15 protein-coding genes and 1 riboswitch are annotated in these 14,612 nt (G+C 73.2%); of the genes, 6 read left to right on the top strand and 9 right to left on the bottom strand.

All coding sequences use genetic code 11. The features are described 5' to 3' along the window. Positions 1 to 101: 101 nt before the first annotated feature. The gene (locus ABZ385_RS12590; protein WP_358584205.1) at positions 102 to 734 is read left to right on the top strand and encodes a sulfite oxidase-like oxidoreductase; all 633 of its coding nucleotides are present in this window, start codon (positions 102 to 104) and stop codon (positions 732 to 734) included. 13 nt (positions 735 to 747) lie between these two features. On the opposite strand, the gene ABZ385_RS12585 is transcribed toward ABZ385_RS12590, so the two are convergent. The 6 genes from ABZ385_RS12585 to thiO form a co-directional block, all read right to left on the bottom strand. Beyond that, positions 748 to 1,287, bottom strand: a complete 540-nt coding sequence (locus tag ABZ385_RS12585) for a DUF4396 domain-containing protein (RefSeq protein ID WP_358584203.1) — start codon at positions 1,285 to 1,287, stop codon at positions 748 to 750. An 81-nt stretch (positions 1,288 to 1,368) separates the two neighbouring features. After that, positions 1,369 to 2,268 (bottom strand): deoxyribonuclease IV, encoded by a 900-nt coding sequence (locus ABZ385_RS12580; RefSeq protein WP_358584201.1) that lies wholly within the window; start codon positions 2,266 to 2,268, stop codon positions 1,369 to 1,371. Between the two features lie 148 nt (positions 2,269 to 2,416). Then, a complete protein-coding gene (gene pknB / locus ABZ385_RS12575; RefSeq protein ID WP_358911268.1) occupies positions 2,417 to 4,363 on the bottom strand; it encodes a Stk1 family PASTA domain-containing Ser/Thr kinase in 1,947 nt (648 codons plus the stop codon). A gap of 130 nt (positions 4,364 to 4,493) precedes the next feature. After that, complete coding sequence (locus ABZ385_RS12570; RefSeq protein ID WP_358911266.1) at positions 4,494 to 5,297, bottom strand: thiazole synthase; 804 nt, start codon at positions 5,295 to 5,297, stop codon at positions 4,494 to 4,496. A gap of 7 nt (positions 5,298 to 5,304) precedes the next feature. Next, positions 5,305 to 5,517 (bottom strand): sulfur carrier protein ThiS, encoded by a 213-nt coding sequence (gene thiS, locus ABZ385_RS12565; RefSeq protein ID WP_358584195.1) that lies wholly within the window; start codon positions 5,515 to 5,517, stop codon positions 5,305 to 5,307. Further along, positions 5,514 to 6,734 carry a glycine oxidase ThiO gene (gene thiO, locus ABZ385_RS12560; protein WP_358584193.1) on the bottom strand — a complete coding sequence of 407 codons (1,221 nt, stop codon included), beginning with the start codon at positions 6,732 to 6,734 and terminating at the stop codon, positions 5,514 to 5,516. The genes thiS and thiO overlap by 4 nt, the downstream gene beginning before the upstream one ends. Next, positions 6,732 to 6,844, bottom strand: a riboswitch (TPP riboswitch). It overlaps the preceding gene by 3 nt. Positions 6,845 to 6,974: 130 nt before the next feature. On the opposite strand from thiO, the gene ABZ385_RS12555 reads away from it, so the two are divergent. The 5 genes from ABZ385_RS12555 (at position 6,975) to ABZ385_RS12535 (ending at position 11,380) form a co-directional block, all read left to right on the top strand. After that, positions 6,975 to 8,210 (top strand): FAD-dependent oxidoreductase, encoded by a 1,236-nt coding sequence (locus ABZ385_RS12555; RefSeq protein ID WP_358584191.1) that lies wholly within the window; start codon positions 6,975 to 6,977, stop codon positions 8,208 to 8,210. A 96-nt stretch (positions 8,211 to 8,306) separates the two neighbouring features. Further along, positions 8,307 to 8,672, top strand: coding sequence for an Rv2175c family DNA-binding protein (locus ABZ385_RS12550; RefSeq protein WP_358584189.1), 366 nt, complete (start codon positions 8,307 to 8,309; stop codon positions 8,670 to 8,672). A 76-nt stretch (positions 8,673 to 8,748) separates the two neighbouring features. Continuing rightward, complete coding sequence (thiE, locus tag ABZ385_RS12545; RefSeq protein ID WP_358911264.1) at positions 8,749 to 9,402, top strand: thiamine phosphate synthase; 654 nt, start codon at positions 8,749 to 8,751, stop codon at positions 9,400 to 9,402. Positions 9,403 to 9,561: 159 nt separating this feature from the next. Next, entirely contained in the window at positions 9,562 to 10,479 is a 918-nt protein-coding gene (gene metF / locus ABZ385_RS12540) for a methylenetetrahydrofolate reductase [NAD(P)H] (protein ID WP_358584185.1), read from the top strand. Positions 10,480 to 10,531: 52 nt separating this feature from the next. Next, on the top strand, positions 10,532 to 11,380 hold the full coding sequence (locus ABZ385_RS12535; protein WP_358911262.1) for a hypothetical protein: 849 nt from the start codon (positions 10,532 to 10,534) through the stop codon (positions 11,378 to 11,380). A 19-nt stretch (positions 11,381 to 11,399) separates the two neighbouring features. Here ABZ385_RS12535 and ABZ385_RS12530 read toward each other — a convergent pair whose 3' ends face one another. From ABZ385_RS12530 to ABZ385_RS12520, 3 genes are all read right to left on the bottom strand, one after another. Continuing rightward, positions 11,400 to 12,899, bottom strand: coding sequence for an NAD(P)/FAD-dependent oxidoreductase (locus ABZ385_RS12530; RefSeq protein WP_358584181.1), 1,500 nt, complete (start codon positions 12,897 to 12,899; stop codon positions 11,400 to 11,402). Between the two features lie 45 nt (positions 12,900 to 12,944). After that, complete coding sequence (locus ABZ385_RS12525) at positions 12,945 to 13,559, bottom strand: DUF4126 domain-containing protein (RefSeq protein ID WP_358584179.1); 615 nt, start codon at positions 13,557 to 13,559, stop codon at positions 12,945 to 12,947. A 402-nt stretch (positions 13,560 to 13,961) separates the two neighbouring features. Continuing rightward, entirely contained in the window at positions 13,962 to 14,582 is a 621-nt protein-coding gene (locus ABZ385_RS12520) for a TetR/AcrR family transcriptional regulator (protein ID WP_358911260.1), read from the bottom strand. Between the last annotated feature and the right edge of the window lie 30 nt (positions 14,583 to 14,612).

The following is a 14,612-nucleotide window of genomic DNA, read 5'->3' as shown; positions in this document are numbered from 1 at the left end:
AGCCGTCCAGTAAGTGCACGCTTAGTAGGAGTTGCCCGAATCCGTATCTGTCAGACTTCGTCTGGTCACTCCCACTGTCCCCCGTCTGTCAGGATGGAGTCATGGGTCAGCCGGCGGAACGCGCATCTCGACAGGCGGCGGAGTCGGAGCTTCCGCCGGGTCAGCGGCTGCAGCGCGGCTGGCCGGTGACGCACTACGGTCCGGTGCCGAAGTTCCGCCCCGAGCGCTGGGAGTTCAGGGTCTTCGGGGCCACGGCGGACGGCGAGAAGCACTGCTGGACCCACGAGGAGTTCTCCGCCCTGCCCTACGCCACGGTCGTGGGCGATCTGCACTGCGTCACGAAGTTCAGCATGCTGGGCGCCGAGTGGGGCGGCGTGCCCGCCCGCACGCTCCTGGAGCTGGCGCCGCCCGCCCCCGAGGCCACCCACGTCATGGTCTGGGCCGAGTACGGCTTCAGCTCCAATCTGCGGATGGCGGACTTCGCCGCCGAGGACACGATTTTCGCCACCCACAAGGGCGGCGAACTGCTCACCGCGGAGCACGGCTTCCCCCTGCGGCTCGTCGTGCCGCATCTGTACGCCTGGAAGGGCCCCAAGTGGGTCCGCGGCGTCGAGTACATGACCGCCGACCGCCGCGGCTTCTGGGAGGAGCGCGGCTATCACAACGTCGGCGACCCCTGGCGGGAGCAGCGCTACTCCTACCAGGAAGAGCCCGGGGACGGCCCCGAGCTCTAGCCGGCGCACCCGCTCAGTGGTGGTACTGGTGCACCACCGCGTGGCCCTTGCCGCGGCCGATCATCCACTTGTTCACGGGGGTGGTGACCACGAAAGCGGCGGCCAGGGCGATGGCCAGGATCCACCAGAACATCGGGTCGCCCAGGTGCGCGTCCATGGCGCCGGGCCACAGCGCGATCACGCCGTTGTCGATCAGCTCCATCACGGCGATGGAGAGCGTGTCGGCGGCGAGCGCCACGCGGAAGGCGGTCCTGAAGTCGACGCCCGCCTTGAGGATGCCGCGCAGCGTCAGGGCGTAACCGAAGGCGAAGGCCAGGGCGATGGCGAGGATCATCGTCGGCACGTTGCCCCAGCCGAGCGCGGTGCCGATGATCATCCCGAGCACCTCGCCGATGGCGCAGCCCGTGAGGCAGTGCAACGTCGCCTGGGCGGCCATGCGCCAGCTGACCCCGCCGCCCTGCGGGAGATGGTGCGCGTGGTCCTGCGGGGCGTGGTCGTCGTCGTGGTGCTGGTGGTGCTGGTGCGTGTGCTCGGCGTCTGTCTCGTGCTGCATGACTGGCTCCCCAACGTAAGGCAACGGTTCCTGCCGCCAGACAGGAACCGTATACCCCCCAGGGGTACTCTTCAAGTGTTTCTAGCTGCTCCTGAGCCCCTTGAGCCGCGCCACGTCCGCCGCGTGCCCGTCCTTGCCGCCGGGCGTCTCGATGATCAGCGGTACGCCCTCGGTGGCGGGGTGGAGCATCAGCTCGCGGAAGGGCTCCTCGCCGATGTGGCCGGATCCGATGTTCTCGTGCCGGTCCTTGTGGGCGCCGACGACGTCCTTGGAGTCGTTCGCGTGCACGAGCTTCAGCCGGCCCTCGCCGACCGTGTCGACCAGGAGGTCGAGGGTCTGCTTCATGCCGCCGGGGCCCGCCAGGTCGTGCCCGGCCGCGTAGATGTGGCAGGTGTCCAGGCACACGCCCAGCCTCGGGTGGGCGTCCAGCGCCTCGAAGTACGGCCCGAAGTCCCAGGTGCGGGAGCAGAGCGAGGCGCCCTGGCCGGCGGTCGACTCCAGGAGCAGGTACGGGTCGTCGTCGTGCGTCAGCTCGTCCAGCAGGGGCAGCACCAGCTCCCGCATCTGCTTCAGGGCCACCCCGCGCTCCCGTCCGCCGGTCGCGGAACCGGTGTGCACGACGACGCCGAGCGCGCCGATCTCGCGGCCCCGGCGCAGCGAGTGGCGCAGGGAGTCCACGGACTTCTCGGCGGTCGCCCCGGTGTGCGAGCCGAAGTTGATGAGGTAGGGCGCGTGGACGTACGCCGGGATGTTCTCGGCGGCGCAGGCCGCGCGGAACGCCTCGTCCTGCTTCGGGTTCCCCGGCGGAGTCGCCCAGCCGCGCGGATTGGCCACGAAGACCTGGACGGCCTCGGCGCCGATGTCCCGGGCGTAGGAAAGCCCCACGGAGGCCAGGCCGCCGGCCACGGGCACATGGCCGCCGACGGGGTTGCGGGACGCGGCGCCGCGGGACGCCGTCAGGAGGGTGTTGTCGCTGCTCACCCTGTCAAGGGTGGCACGCACGCGGGGGCACGCGGACAGCACCGGGGGTGGGATTGGTCATGGCCCCCGACGGAACATCCACCCGTCCCTGAGGAGAGCGACGGGCCGTCGGCGGCCTCGCGGGTGCGGTCAGGAGAGTTCGATGACCTCAGCGGATCTCGATGGTGATCGTGGACCCCTTGGGGGCCTTGTCGCCGCCGTCCACCGACTGCTTCTTGACCGTGTCCCCGAAGAGGCCGAGCAGACCGCGGTCCTTGTCCACGTCGAAGCCCGCGTCCTCCAGCGCGTCCACGGCGTCGTCCACGCTCATCCCGGTCACATCCGGGACCTCGACCATCGGCGGGCCCTTGGAGAGGACCAGCGTGACGGTGTCGCCCTCGGCGAGCTGCCTGTCCGCCCCGGGGGACTGCTCGACGACGGCGCCCTTGTCCTCGTCGGAGTGCTTCCGGTTCGGATCGATCTTCACCTTGAGCCCGGCGTCCTCCAGCTCCGAGGTGGCGTCGGCCTCGGAGTCACCCGTCACGTCGGGCACCTGGACCGCGCGGCCCTTGCTGACCACCAGGGCGACGGCCGAGTCCGCCTTGCGGGTGAAGCCCGCCCTCGGGTCCGTGCTGATCACGGAGCCCTTCTCGACGCTGTCGCTGAAGCCCTTGGTGACCATGCCGGGGGCGAGACCGGAGTTCTTCAGCTCCTGCTTCGCCCTGGCCAGCGGGATGTCCTTGACGTCCGGCACCTTCACCTTCTCCGGGCCGCGCGAGACGGTCAGCGTCACCTGGTCGTTCTGCCGGATGCGGTCGCCCGCCTCGGGGTCGCTGTCCATGACCGTGCCGCGCTTGTCCGTGTCGCTGTAGGCGCGCTTGACCTCCTTCACCTCCAGACCGGCGTCCGCCAGACGCTTCCTGGCCTGCGCCTCGGTCTTCGCCAGGACCGGTGGGACCTCCGTGAACTGCCCGGAGTTGATGTACCAGACCCCGGCGCCCAGACCGAGGGCCAGCAGCACCGCGGCGACCACCGCCAGCGTGCGGCGGCGCGGATCGAGGCGGCGGCGCCCCGGCCGGACGGGCGCGGCGGGCGCGGCCGGCGGGGTCGGCAGGACACTCGTGCGGTTCAGCGGGTCCTGCCCGGCGCCGCCCTCGGCGGGCAGCGGCGGCCGGCCGGAGCGGGCCGCGCGCGGGATGACGCTGGTGCGGTCCTCGGCGTTGTCGTGCTCCGTCGTGTGCGCCTGCGGCGGCACCGCGTCGAGCTGCTCCTCGCTCAGGGCGGCCCGGGCCTCCCGGAGCCGGGCGAGGAGCGCCACCGCGTCGTACGGGCGGGCGTCGGGGGTGCGGGCCGTGGCGTGGGCCACCAGCCCGTCGAGTTCGGGGGCGAGCCCGGGCACGGCCGCCGACGGGGGCGGCACGTCCTCGTTGAGGTGCTGGTAGAGCACCTGGGCGGGGGAGTCCCCGGAGTGCGGCTTGGCGCCGGTCAGCATCTCGTAGAGCACGACGCCGCACGCGTACACGTCCACACGCGTGTCGGACGTGCCGTGCTCGATCTGCTCGGGGGCGAGGTAGGAGACGGTGCCAAGGACGGTGCCCGTGGTGTTCGTGACGGTGTCCACCGCGCGGACGAGCCCGAAGTCGGCGACCTTGACCCGGCCGTCGTCCCCTATCAGGACGTTCTCCGGCTTCATGTCGCGGTGCACGAACCCGGCGCGGTGCGCGGCGCCGAGGGCGGCGAGGACCGGCTCCAGGATGTCGAGCGCGGCCCGCGGCTGGAGCGCGCCGCGCTCGCGCAGGACGTCGCGCAGGGTGCAGCCCGCGATGTACTCCATCGCCAGATAGACGTACGACCCGTCGGTGCCCTGGTCGAAGACGCCCACCACGTTCGGATGCGAGAGGCGGGCGACCGATTTGGCCTCGCGGATGAAACGGTCCACGAAGGAGGCGTCGGCCGCCAGCGCGGGGTGCATCACCTTGAGCGCGAGCACGCGGTCGAGGCGGGTGTCCACGGCCCGGTAGACCGTGGCCATCCCGCCCACCGCGATGCGCCCCTCGATCCGGTAACGGCTGTCGAGCAGCTGCCCGACGAGGGGGTCCTGAAGGGTCGTGTCCACGCAGGGGAGTCTACGAGCCGCCACCGACACCTCGTCCCGGCCGGTCCTGCCCGCGGCCGGACTGCAGCCGAGCTGTGACGGGCGCCGGGCCCCCGGCGGGCAGCCGTGAGCGCCCAGAGCCCCGCCCTTCTCAGGGCGTCCCGAACGCCGGCCGCTCCGGATCGAGCCTGGCCATGCCCTCCGCGGGAGAGGACGCCTCCGCGAAGTGCCGCCGGGGAATCCGCCCGGCCCGGTGGGCGAGGCGCCCCGCCTCGACGCCGTGCCGCATGGCCTCCGCCATCAGGACCGGCTCCTGCGCCCGCGTCACCGCCGAGGCGAGCATCACGCCCGCGCACCCCAGCTCCATCGCGAGCGTGGCGTCGGACGCCGTGCCCGCGCCCGCGTCCAGGATCACCGGCACGCGCGCGTGCTCCACGATCAGCTGGAAGTTGTGCGGATTGCGGATGCCGAGCCCCGAGCCGATGGGCGAGCCGAGCGGCATGATCGCCGCGCAGCCCACGTCCTGGAGCTTGCGGGCGAGCACCGGGTCGTCGTTCGTGTACGGCAGGACCGTGAAACCGTCGTCGACCAGAATCTCGGCGGCGTCCAGCAGCTCGATCGGGTCGGGCAGCAGCGTCCGCTCGTCCGCGATGACCTCCAGCTTCACCAGGTCCGTGCCGAGCGCCTCGCGCGCGAGGCGGGCGGTCAGGACGGCCTCACCGGCGGTGTAGCAGCCCGCCGTGTTCGGCAGGACGCGGATGCCGAGCCGGTCGAGCACGGAGAGCACCGAGCCCTGCACGCCCGGGTCGAGGCGGCGCATCGCGACGGTGGTCAGCTCGGTGCCGGACGCGACCAGGGACCGTTCCAGGACGTCGAGGCTGGGCGCCCCGCCCGTACCCATGATCAGGCGCGAGGAGAGGGTGAGCCCGCCGAGGACGAAAGGGTCGTCTGCCATGGTCGGATCAGCCTCCCTGGACGGCGGTGAGCACTTCGACGCGGTCGCCGGCGACGAGTGCCGTGCCGGTCCACCGCGCGCGCGGGACGACGGTCTCGTTGAGGGCGGCGGCGACACCGGAGGGCGCCGCGGTGAGCGTGGCGACGAGGACGTCGAGCGTGGTGCCCGGGGCCACTTCGCGCGCCTCCCCATTGACGGAGACGGAAATGTTCGTACTCATGCGGGTTGCTCCGTGAACGACTGCGTAGGGGGGACGGGGGAGGGCCCGGTGAAGCGCCGCGGGGTGAACGGGCGCGCCTCGTCGGGCAGTTCCCCGGTGGTCAGGGCGTGCGCCATGACGTCGCCCGTCACGGGCGTCAGCAGCACGCCGTTGCGGTAGTGCCCGGTGGCCAGCAGCAGGCCGGGCAGCCGGGTCGGGCCGAGCAGCGGCGCGTTGTCGGGGGAGGCCGGGCGCAGGCCTGCGCGGGTCTCGGTCAGCGGCAGCTCCGTGATGCCGGGCACGAGTTCGTGGGCGTCCCGCAGGAGTTCGTAGACGCCGCCCGCCGTGACCGTGGTGTCCCAGCCCAGTTCCTCGCTGGTGGCGCCGACGACCAGCTCGCCGTTCTCGCGCGGCACGAGGTAGAGGTGGCTGCCGCGCACGACCGCGCGCACGGTGCGGCTCAGGAACGGCGCGTACGGCTTCGGCACACTCAGCCGCAGCACCTGCCCCTTCACCGGCCGCACGGGCGGCAGCACGTCGTCCGGCACGCCCGCCAGGCGCCCGCTGAGACTGCCCGCCGCCAGCACCACCTGCCCCGCGTGCAGCTCGGTGCCGTCCCCGAGGAGCACTCCCCGGGCCCGCTCGCCCGCGACCGACAGCCGCTCGGCCCACGCGCGGTGCAGGGCGACGCCCGCCCGCTCGCAGGCCACCAGGAGCGCCGCCGCGAGCCGGCGCGGGTCGACCTGGTGGTCGCCGTCGACGCGCAGCCCGCCCCGCACGCCCGGGGCCAGCATCGGCTCCAAGCGGCGGCACTCGCGGCCGCTCAGCCACTCCGAATCCAGGCCGGAACGGCTCTGGAGGGCGTGCAGCTCGCGCAGATGGGCCCGGTCGTCGGCGTCGAGCGCGACCGCGAGCGTGCCGCACGCGCGATGGCCGACGTCGCGGCCGCTCGCCTCGGTCAGTTCGGCGACGAAGTCCGGATAGCGGCGCGCGGAGGCGAGGTTGAGCCCCAGCAGGGTCTGCTCGCCGTGGTGCAGTTCGGTGACGGCGGCCAGCATGCCGGCCGCGACCCGCGCGGCGCCGCCGCCCGGTTCGGGGTCCACGACGGCGACCGAGAGGCCGCGCTGCGCGGCCCGCCAGGCCGTGACCAGGCCGATGATGCCGCCCCCCACGACGAGGACGTCCGTCGGGCCCGTGGATCGCGCCGGCGGCGCGTGTGCCGATGTACGTGGCTGCATGGGCGTCCAGCCCCTCCCTTCGCCGGCATGACCCGGATCAGGTTCGTACGGTCGGAGGCCGTCCAGCCTCCCTCTCAGCCCGGTGCGTCCGGGCTCCCGCGAGTGCTCTGCGCCGACCACCCTAGCCCGTCGCCCGGTGAGGCAGTAGGGGAGCTGTCCGGGCATGGACGGTGACGTTGTGTCAGAGATCTCCTTACCGGCCTCTGAGGACAGCCCCGCCCGCCGCCCTACAGTGATCGGGTGAGCGAGCAGCAGAGGCAGAGCGGGCAGCAGGGGCAGGCCGGGCGGCGCGTCGTCATCGTCGGCGCCGGAATGGCCGGGGTGCAGACCGCCGTGGCCCTGCGCGAGCAGGGTTTCGCCGGCACGGTCACCCTCATCGGGGCGGAGCCGCACCAGCCCTACGACAGGCCGCCGCTGTCCAAGGCGGTGCTGCTCGGCAAGGCGGAGGGCTCCGCGTTCGACATCGACTTCGAGGCCCTCGGCATCGACCTCACCCTGGGCCGCGAGGTCACCGGGGTGCGCCCCGCCGACCACGTGCTGGACACCGCCGAAGGACCGGTCGGCTACGACGTCCTGGTCCTCGCCACGGGCGCCGAACCGATCCGGCTGCCGGGCACCGAAGGCGTCCCCGGCGTCCACCTGCTGCGCACCCTGGACGACGCCGAGCGGCTGCGGCCGGTCCTCGCCGCGCAGCACGACATCGTGGTCGTGGGGGCCGGCTGGATCGGCGCGGAGTTCGCGACGGCCGCGCGCGAGGCGGGCTGCGCCGTCACCGTGGTCGAGGCCGCGGGGCGGCCGCTGGCCGGAGCGCTGCCGGAAGAGGTCGCCGCCCGCATGGCGGGCTGGTACGCGGACTCCGGAGCCGCTCTGCGCACCCACGCGCGCGTGGAGCGCGTCGAGCCCGGCGCGGTGCTCCTCTCCGACGGGACCCGGCTGCCCGCCGGCGCCGTCGTCGTCGGCATCGGTGCGCGCCCCGCGACGGGCTGGCTGGCCGGCTCCGGCATCGAGCTGGGCGCCCACCGGGAGGTCGTGGCCGACGACCACCTGCGCGCCTCGGCGCCCGACGTGTACGCGGTCGGCGACTGCGCCTCCTTCCCCTCCGCCAGGTACGGCGAGCGCCTGCTCGTCCACCACTGGGACAACGCCCTCCAGGGCCCGCGCGCCGTGGCGGCCGACATCATCGGCGACACCCCGACGGCGTACGACCCGGTGCCCTACTTCTGGTCGGAGCAGTTCGGCCGTTTCGTGCAGTACGCGGGCCACCACACGGCGACCGACGAGCTGGTGTGGCGCGGCGACCCGACGGGGGTGGCCTGGTCGGTGTGCTGGCTCAGGAGCGGCGCCCTTGCGGCGGTCCTCGCGGTGGGTCGCCCCAGGGACCTGGCCCAGGGCCGCAAGCTGATCGAGGCGGGCACCCACCTGGACCCGGTCCTGGCGGCCGACCCGTCGGTGCCGCTGAAGAAGGCGGCACTGTAGGAAGAAGGCGGCGCTTCAGGAAGAAGGCGGGGCTGCGGGACGCCACCGGGGAGAGCCAGGCACGCCCGGGCCCCCGGCCAGAGATACGCTGGGGCGGTGACCGAGATTGACTCAAAGACCGACGCGCTCGTCCCCGCCTGGCTCCACCTCCCCGACATCGCCGAAATGCTCGACGTCGAGGTGACGCGCGTACGCCAGCTGGTCAAGGAAGGCCAGCTGATCGCCGTACGCCGTGGTGAGAACCGCACGCTCCAGGTGCCGGCCGCCTTCATCGACGGCGACAAGGTCGTCAAGGGCCTCGTCGGCACTCTGACGCTGCTGCGGGACGACGGCTTCTCCGACGAAGAGATGCTGGAGTGGCTCTTCACCCCCGACCCCTCCCTGCCCGGCACCCCCGCGCAGGCCCTGAGCGAGAATCGCGGCACGGAGGTGAAGCGCCGCGCCCAGGCGCTCGCCGTCTGACCGAACACACCGCTTCGGGTGCGGGCCGCGTTCGCGCGCGGCCCGCGTCGCCCATCCACACCGGGGGGATCTCTCCATGGCCGCCGACCACCCGCGCGCCCAGCTCGCCGACGCCCGTCTCTACCTGTGCGTGGACGCCCGCAGGCGCCAGGGCGACCTCCCCGAGTTCCTCGACGCCGTCCTCGCGGGCGGCGTCGACATCGTGCAGCTGCGCGACAAGGGCATGGAGGCCGGCGAGGAGCTGGCGCACCTGGAGGTCTTCGCCGACGCCGCACGGCGGCACGGCAAGCTCCTCGCGGTCAACGACCGGGCGGACGTCGCGCACGCCATCGGCGCCGACGTCCTCCACCTCGGCCAGGGCGACCTGCCGGTCCCCGCCGCCCGCGCCATCCTCGGCCGGGACGTGGCTATCGGCCGCTCCACGCACGCCGAGTCCGAGGCCGCCGCGGCCGCCGCCCAGGAGGGCGTGGACTACTTCTGCACGGGCCCCTGCTGGCCCACCCCCACCAAGCCGGGCCGCCACGCCCCCGGCCTGGACCTGGTCCGGTACACGGCCTCCCTCGGCACGGACCGCCCCTGGTTCGCCATCGGCGGCATCGACGCGGGCAATCTCGACCAGGTCCTCGAAGCGGGCGCGCGCCGCGTGGTCGTCGTACGGGCGATCACCGAGGCCGACGACCCCGGCGCGGCCGCAGCGGACTTCGCGAAGCGGCTGCGTACGGCCGGCTGAGCCGTGGCGCGGACGTGGTGCTGCCGTGGCGCGGACATGGCGCTGCCGTGGTGTGACCGGGGCGCGGCCGTGTCCGGTCCGTGGACAAGACCCCCGACAAATGCCCTGAAATCGCCAGGTCCGGTTGGGGGACCGCCGGGGCCTGGCTAACCTGCCCATATGGCCCTAGGCACAGCTTCCACCAGGACGGACCGCGCGCGCACCGTGCGCGACATGCTCGCGACCGGCAAGACGACGTACTCGTTCGAGTTCTCCGCGCCGAAGACCCCGAAGGGCGAGCGGAATCTGTGGAACGCGCTGCGCCGGGTCGAGGCGGTCGCCCCCGACTTCGTCTCCGTGACCTATGGAGCGGGCGGTTCGACCCGGACCGGCACGGTCAAGGAGACCCAGCAGATCGTCGCCGACACCACGCTGACGCCCGTCGCACACCTGACCGCGGTCGACCACTCCGTGGCGGAGCTGCGCAACATCATCGGGCAGTACGCCGACGCCGGCATCCGGAACATGCTCGCGGTCCGCGGCGACCCGCCGGGCGACCCGCTCGGTGAGTGGATCGCGCACCCCAAGGGCCTCACCTACGCCTCGGAACTGGTCGAACTCATCAAGGAGTCCGGCGACTTCTGCGTGGGCGTCGCCGCCTTCCCCGCCATGCACCCGCGCTCGCCCGACTGGGAGTCCGACACCCGCCACTTCATCGACAAGTGCCGGGCCGGCGCGGACTACGCCATCACGCAGATGTTCTTCGACCCCGAGGAGTACCTGCGGCTGCGCGACCGCGTCGAGGCGGCGGGCTGCGCGACGCCGATCATCCCCGAGATGATGCCGGTCACCAACGTCCGCCAGCTCGACCGGCTGCCCCAGCTCAGCAACGCCGTGGTCCCGGACAGGCTGAAAGAGCGGATCCTCGCGGCCAAAGACGATCCCGCCGCTGTACGCTCCATTGGCATCGAGTTCGCGACGGAGTTCTGCGCGCGGTTGCTGGCCGAAGGCGTGCCGGGATTGCACTTCATCACGCTCAACAACTCCACGGCGACGCTGGAAATCTACGAGAATCTGGGCCTGCACGAACAGGCCTGAACGGCAGTACCCCCGTACCCACGGGCGGCGGCCGTAGGGGAGTGGGGCGTACATGGGCTGGACGGTCCTCTACATCGCGTTCGGATTCGTCGCGCTGTGGCTGCTCGGCGAGGTGTTGTTGCAGTACAAGGCCAGGCTGCGCTGGCGCCTGCTGGCCTTCGTGGGCTTCCTGGGCGTCGTCGTCGGCGTGGTGCTCTCCTCGGTCCTGGTCATCGCGGCCGGCGCCATCGCCTTCGCCGTCGGCCAGACGTACGTGACGCTGTCGTTCCGCCGCGGCTTCTCCACCGGCTGGGCGCTCGGCGGCAAACCAGGCCTGAGCAAGCGCCGCAAGAAGCCGTCCCGGCCCGCCGCGGACGTGCGGGAACCGGCGCTCCAGGTGTCCGACCTGGAGTACGAGCAGGTCCCGCCGCCTCCCGCGCACGACCCGGCGGTCCACGAACCGCAGCCCCTGCCCGACGACACCGGGCAGTACGGCGTCTACAGCGACACGCCGTACGCCCCGCCCGCCGCTCCGCAGGCTGCCGGTAACGACTTCGACGCCGCGCCCTTCCCCGGCTACGACCAGCAGCACTACGGCTACGACGAGACCGGGCACCAGCAGTACGCCGCGTACTCCGACCCGTACGTCGGCACCCAGACCTACGACGCGGGACAGAGCTACGCCGGCTACGGCGACCAGCAGAGTTACGCCCCGTACGGCGGCGACACCTACGGCGGGCCCGGCGAGGTCTACGACGACACCCCGCCCGGCGGCGTCTGGGTGCCGCACCAGCGCTCCACCGAGGGGCAGTACGGCGGCGAACTCCCGGCGGAGCAGCCCTACCCGCCCCAGGACGGACACGCCGAGGGCCACGACGGCCACGACAACTCGGGCTACAACGAGCAGCAGTACCGCTACTGACCCCCTGCGGAGGTCAGGGTCACTGCGAGCCCCGGAAGTCCGGGCCCTCGACGATCAGCCCCGCGACCAGCGCGCCCGACATGCCGGCGTGGGGCAGGCCACCGCCCGGGTGCGACCAGCCGCCGACCGCGAAGAGGCCCGGCAGTCGGGTGCTGTTGGACGGGTGCAGGAGCCGTCCGCCGGCCGCCGCGAGCGCCGGGGCGGGGACCGCGCCGCCGTCGGCTCCGGTGGCCTCGGCGATGTCGGCCGGGGTGTGCGTCCCGTGCCACAGGAGGCGTTCGCGCAGCCCCGGGAGGACGGACTCGGCCCGGGAGATCACCCGCTCCACGTCGGCCGGGCCCACCTCCAGGCGCGCGGGCACCGTCACCGTCAGCGTCACCGCCTCGTGCGCGCCGTCGGGCGTCAGGCTCGGGTCGTCGGGGCGCAGCACCGTCACGGTGGGGGAGGCGGGCAGGCCCGGCCGCTCCCCGAAGAGGCGCTCCAGCTCGTCCTGCCGGTCGCGGGAGTGCAGCACCGTCCGGTGCGGGGCGCCCTCGGGGCGGGCGCCCGACAGGGCCAGCAGGACCGTCAGGCGGCTGGGCAGCCCGGCGCGCGCGGGGACGTCGTCCCGCGCCCGTATCTCCACACCGGAGAGCATCCCGTCCAGCACGGTGGGTGCCACACCGGCCACCACGAAGTCGGCGTCGGCCGTCGAGCCGTCGGCCAGCTCCACACCCGCCGCCCGGCCGTCCTTCTCGACGATCCGGACCACCGCCGTGTCGAACACGAACTCCACCCGGCGGGCCAGACACCGCTCGTACACCGCCGTGGCCAGGGCGCGCAGGCCGCCCCGCACCGACCAGGTGCCGAAGGTCTGCTCCAGGTACGGCAGGACGGCCGCGCTCGCCGGGGTCGACCGGGGATCGAGGCCCTGCGCGAGGGCGAACTGCTCCAGGAGCGCCAACAGCCGGGCGTCGCCGCCCAGCTCCAGCTCGCCGATCTCGCTGAGGGTGCCCGCGCGGCGCTCACGGCGCAGCAGGCGCTTGTGGGGCACGGCGGGGTACGGCTCGCGGGCGCCGAGCACCTGCCAGTTCGGGTACAGGGGCTCTTCCAGGAGAGGGCGGCGGGTGCGGTCCCACGTCTCCCTCGCGCGGTTCATGAACGCCGCCCAGCGGGCGCCCGCGCCGGCGCCGAGGGCCGCGTCCAGGGCCTCGCCGACGCCCGCGCGCGAGGCGTTCGGCAGGTCGGTCGTGGTGCCGTCGGCGAAGACGTGGCGCACGGCGGGCTCCACCTGGGAGAGCTCGACGCACTGCTCCAGGGGCTCCTTGCCGGTCTTGACGAACACGTCGCGGTAGACCGCGGGGAGCTGGAGCAGGCCGGGCCCGGTGTCGAAGGCGAACCCGTCCCGCTCGACGCGGCCGAGCGCGCCGCCGTAGGTCCGCCCGCGTTCGTACACCACCACCCGGTGGCCCGCGACGGCCAGCCGGGCGGCGGCCGTCATGGCGCCCATCCCGGCGCCGATCACCACAATCCGTGCCATGCCAGGGACTTTATCGGCCACCACCGACAGCCGTGCCGCAGGGCCTCAGAGCGCGGGCGGCCCGTCCCGTCCGGCCAGCCGTCTCTCCTCGCGCCGCTGCGCCCTGCGCCGCAGGAACCGGCGGATGCGCGAGAGGAGGAAGAACAGCAGGAACAGGCCGAGCAGCAGGAGCACCGCCGCGATGACGGCGGCGGCCTCGGGGTGGAACATCGCGAAGGAGATGAGCCCGCCGACCCCGAGGTCCTCGGCCGTGCTCATCACGACGTTGCTGAAGGGCTCGGGCGAGGTGTTGATCGCCATCCGGGTGCCGGCCTTCACCGCATGGCTGGCCAGCGCCGTCGAACCGCCCACGGCGCCCGCCGCGAGGTCCGACAGGGACCCGCTCTGGCCTGCGAGCAGCGCGCCCACCACGGCGCCGGACACCGGCCGGACGACCGTGTGCACCGAGTCCCAGACGGAGTCGACGTAGGGGATCTTGTCGGCGACGGCCTCGCAGAGGAAGAGCACCCCGGCGGCGATCAGCACGTCCGGCCGCTGGAGCGCCTCGGGCACCTCGTCGCTGACGCCGGTGGCGCCGAAGACGCCGAGCAGCAGGACAACGGCGTACGCGTTGATCCCGCTCGCCCAGCCGCTGGTGAACACCAGGGGGAGTACGGACACGGACGCGATCGTAACCACTGTCGGGCGGCGCGGCCCGGGCAGCGGCGCGCACGTCTGAGTATCCGTACCTATCCGCGGAGATGAGTACGCGCGCGGATAGGCCCCCACCTGCGAAGACGGCAGAGTGGGGGCCACGGAGAAGGGCACGGCGCCGGTACCGCCGACACGGGGCGGCGGAACCGCGCCGGGCCCTTGGCCGCTCCTTCCGCCGCGAGGCGGGAGCGGGGTACGGGGGTGACTCGGGGGGCGACCACACGGGGGACGCACGGGGGTCACGGGGGACACGAAGAAGGCGCCGGTCCGGTGCCGCCTGGCGAACAGGGGGCACCGGACCGGCGCCTTCGTACGGGCGCGTACCGGGCTGCCGTACCGCTACGCGCGCGTGCCTGGCTGCCGACCGCCTTACGCGCGCGTGCCGCTGACCCGGCCTTGGAGCAGCCGCGAGAGCGCCGCGTGCACGTCGTCCAGGGAACGCTCCGGCTGGAAGGCCTGCCAGTCGAGGGCGGCGACCAGCACCATCCCGACGAGCGCCGCGGCCGTCAGCGGGATGTCGATCTCCTCGCTCAGCTCCCCGCCGGCGACGCCCGCCTGCAGCACGTCCTCGACCACCGCGACGGCCTGCTGCCTGACCACGAGCAGGGTGGACTGCCAGGCGCGGTTCGTGCGCCACAGCTCGGCGACGTACAGCTGGGTGAAGGCGGGGTAGCGGTTGATGAAGACGAGACCGGCCCTGATCATCGCGTCGAGGGCGTCGACATTGCTGCCGCCGCTCGCGCGCGTCTCCTCGGCCGCTTCCCTCAGGGAGGCGGTCAGCAGACCGACGCCGTGCCGCAGCAGCTCTTCGAAGAGGACCGATTTGCTCGCGAAGTTGTAGTAGACCGTGCCCTTCGCGACCCCGGCCCGTTCGGCGATCTCGTCGACCGTCGTGGCGGAGAAGCCCTGTTCCGCGATGAGCGTGACGGCCGCCTCGTAGAGCTTCTGCCGGGTGGCCTCGCGCCGGGAGCTGCCTGCACTGCTGTCCATGACCTTGATTCTCACAGGTCCCGCGGGGCC

Source organism: Streptomyces sp. NPDC005898, from assembly GCF_040629635.1.
Lineage (GTDB): Bacteria > Actinomycetota > Actinomycetes > Streptomycetales > Streptomycetaceae > Streptomyces.
The sequence above is the reverse complement of the archived record's forward strand: the minus strand, read 5'-3'. Positions and strand labels throughout refer to the sequence as shown.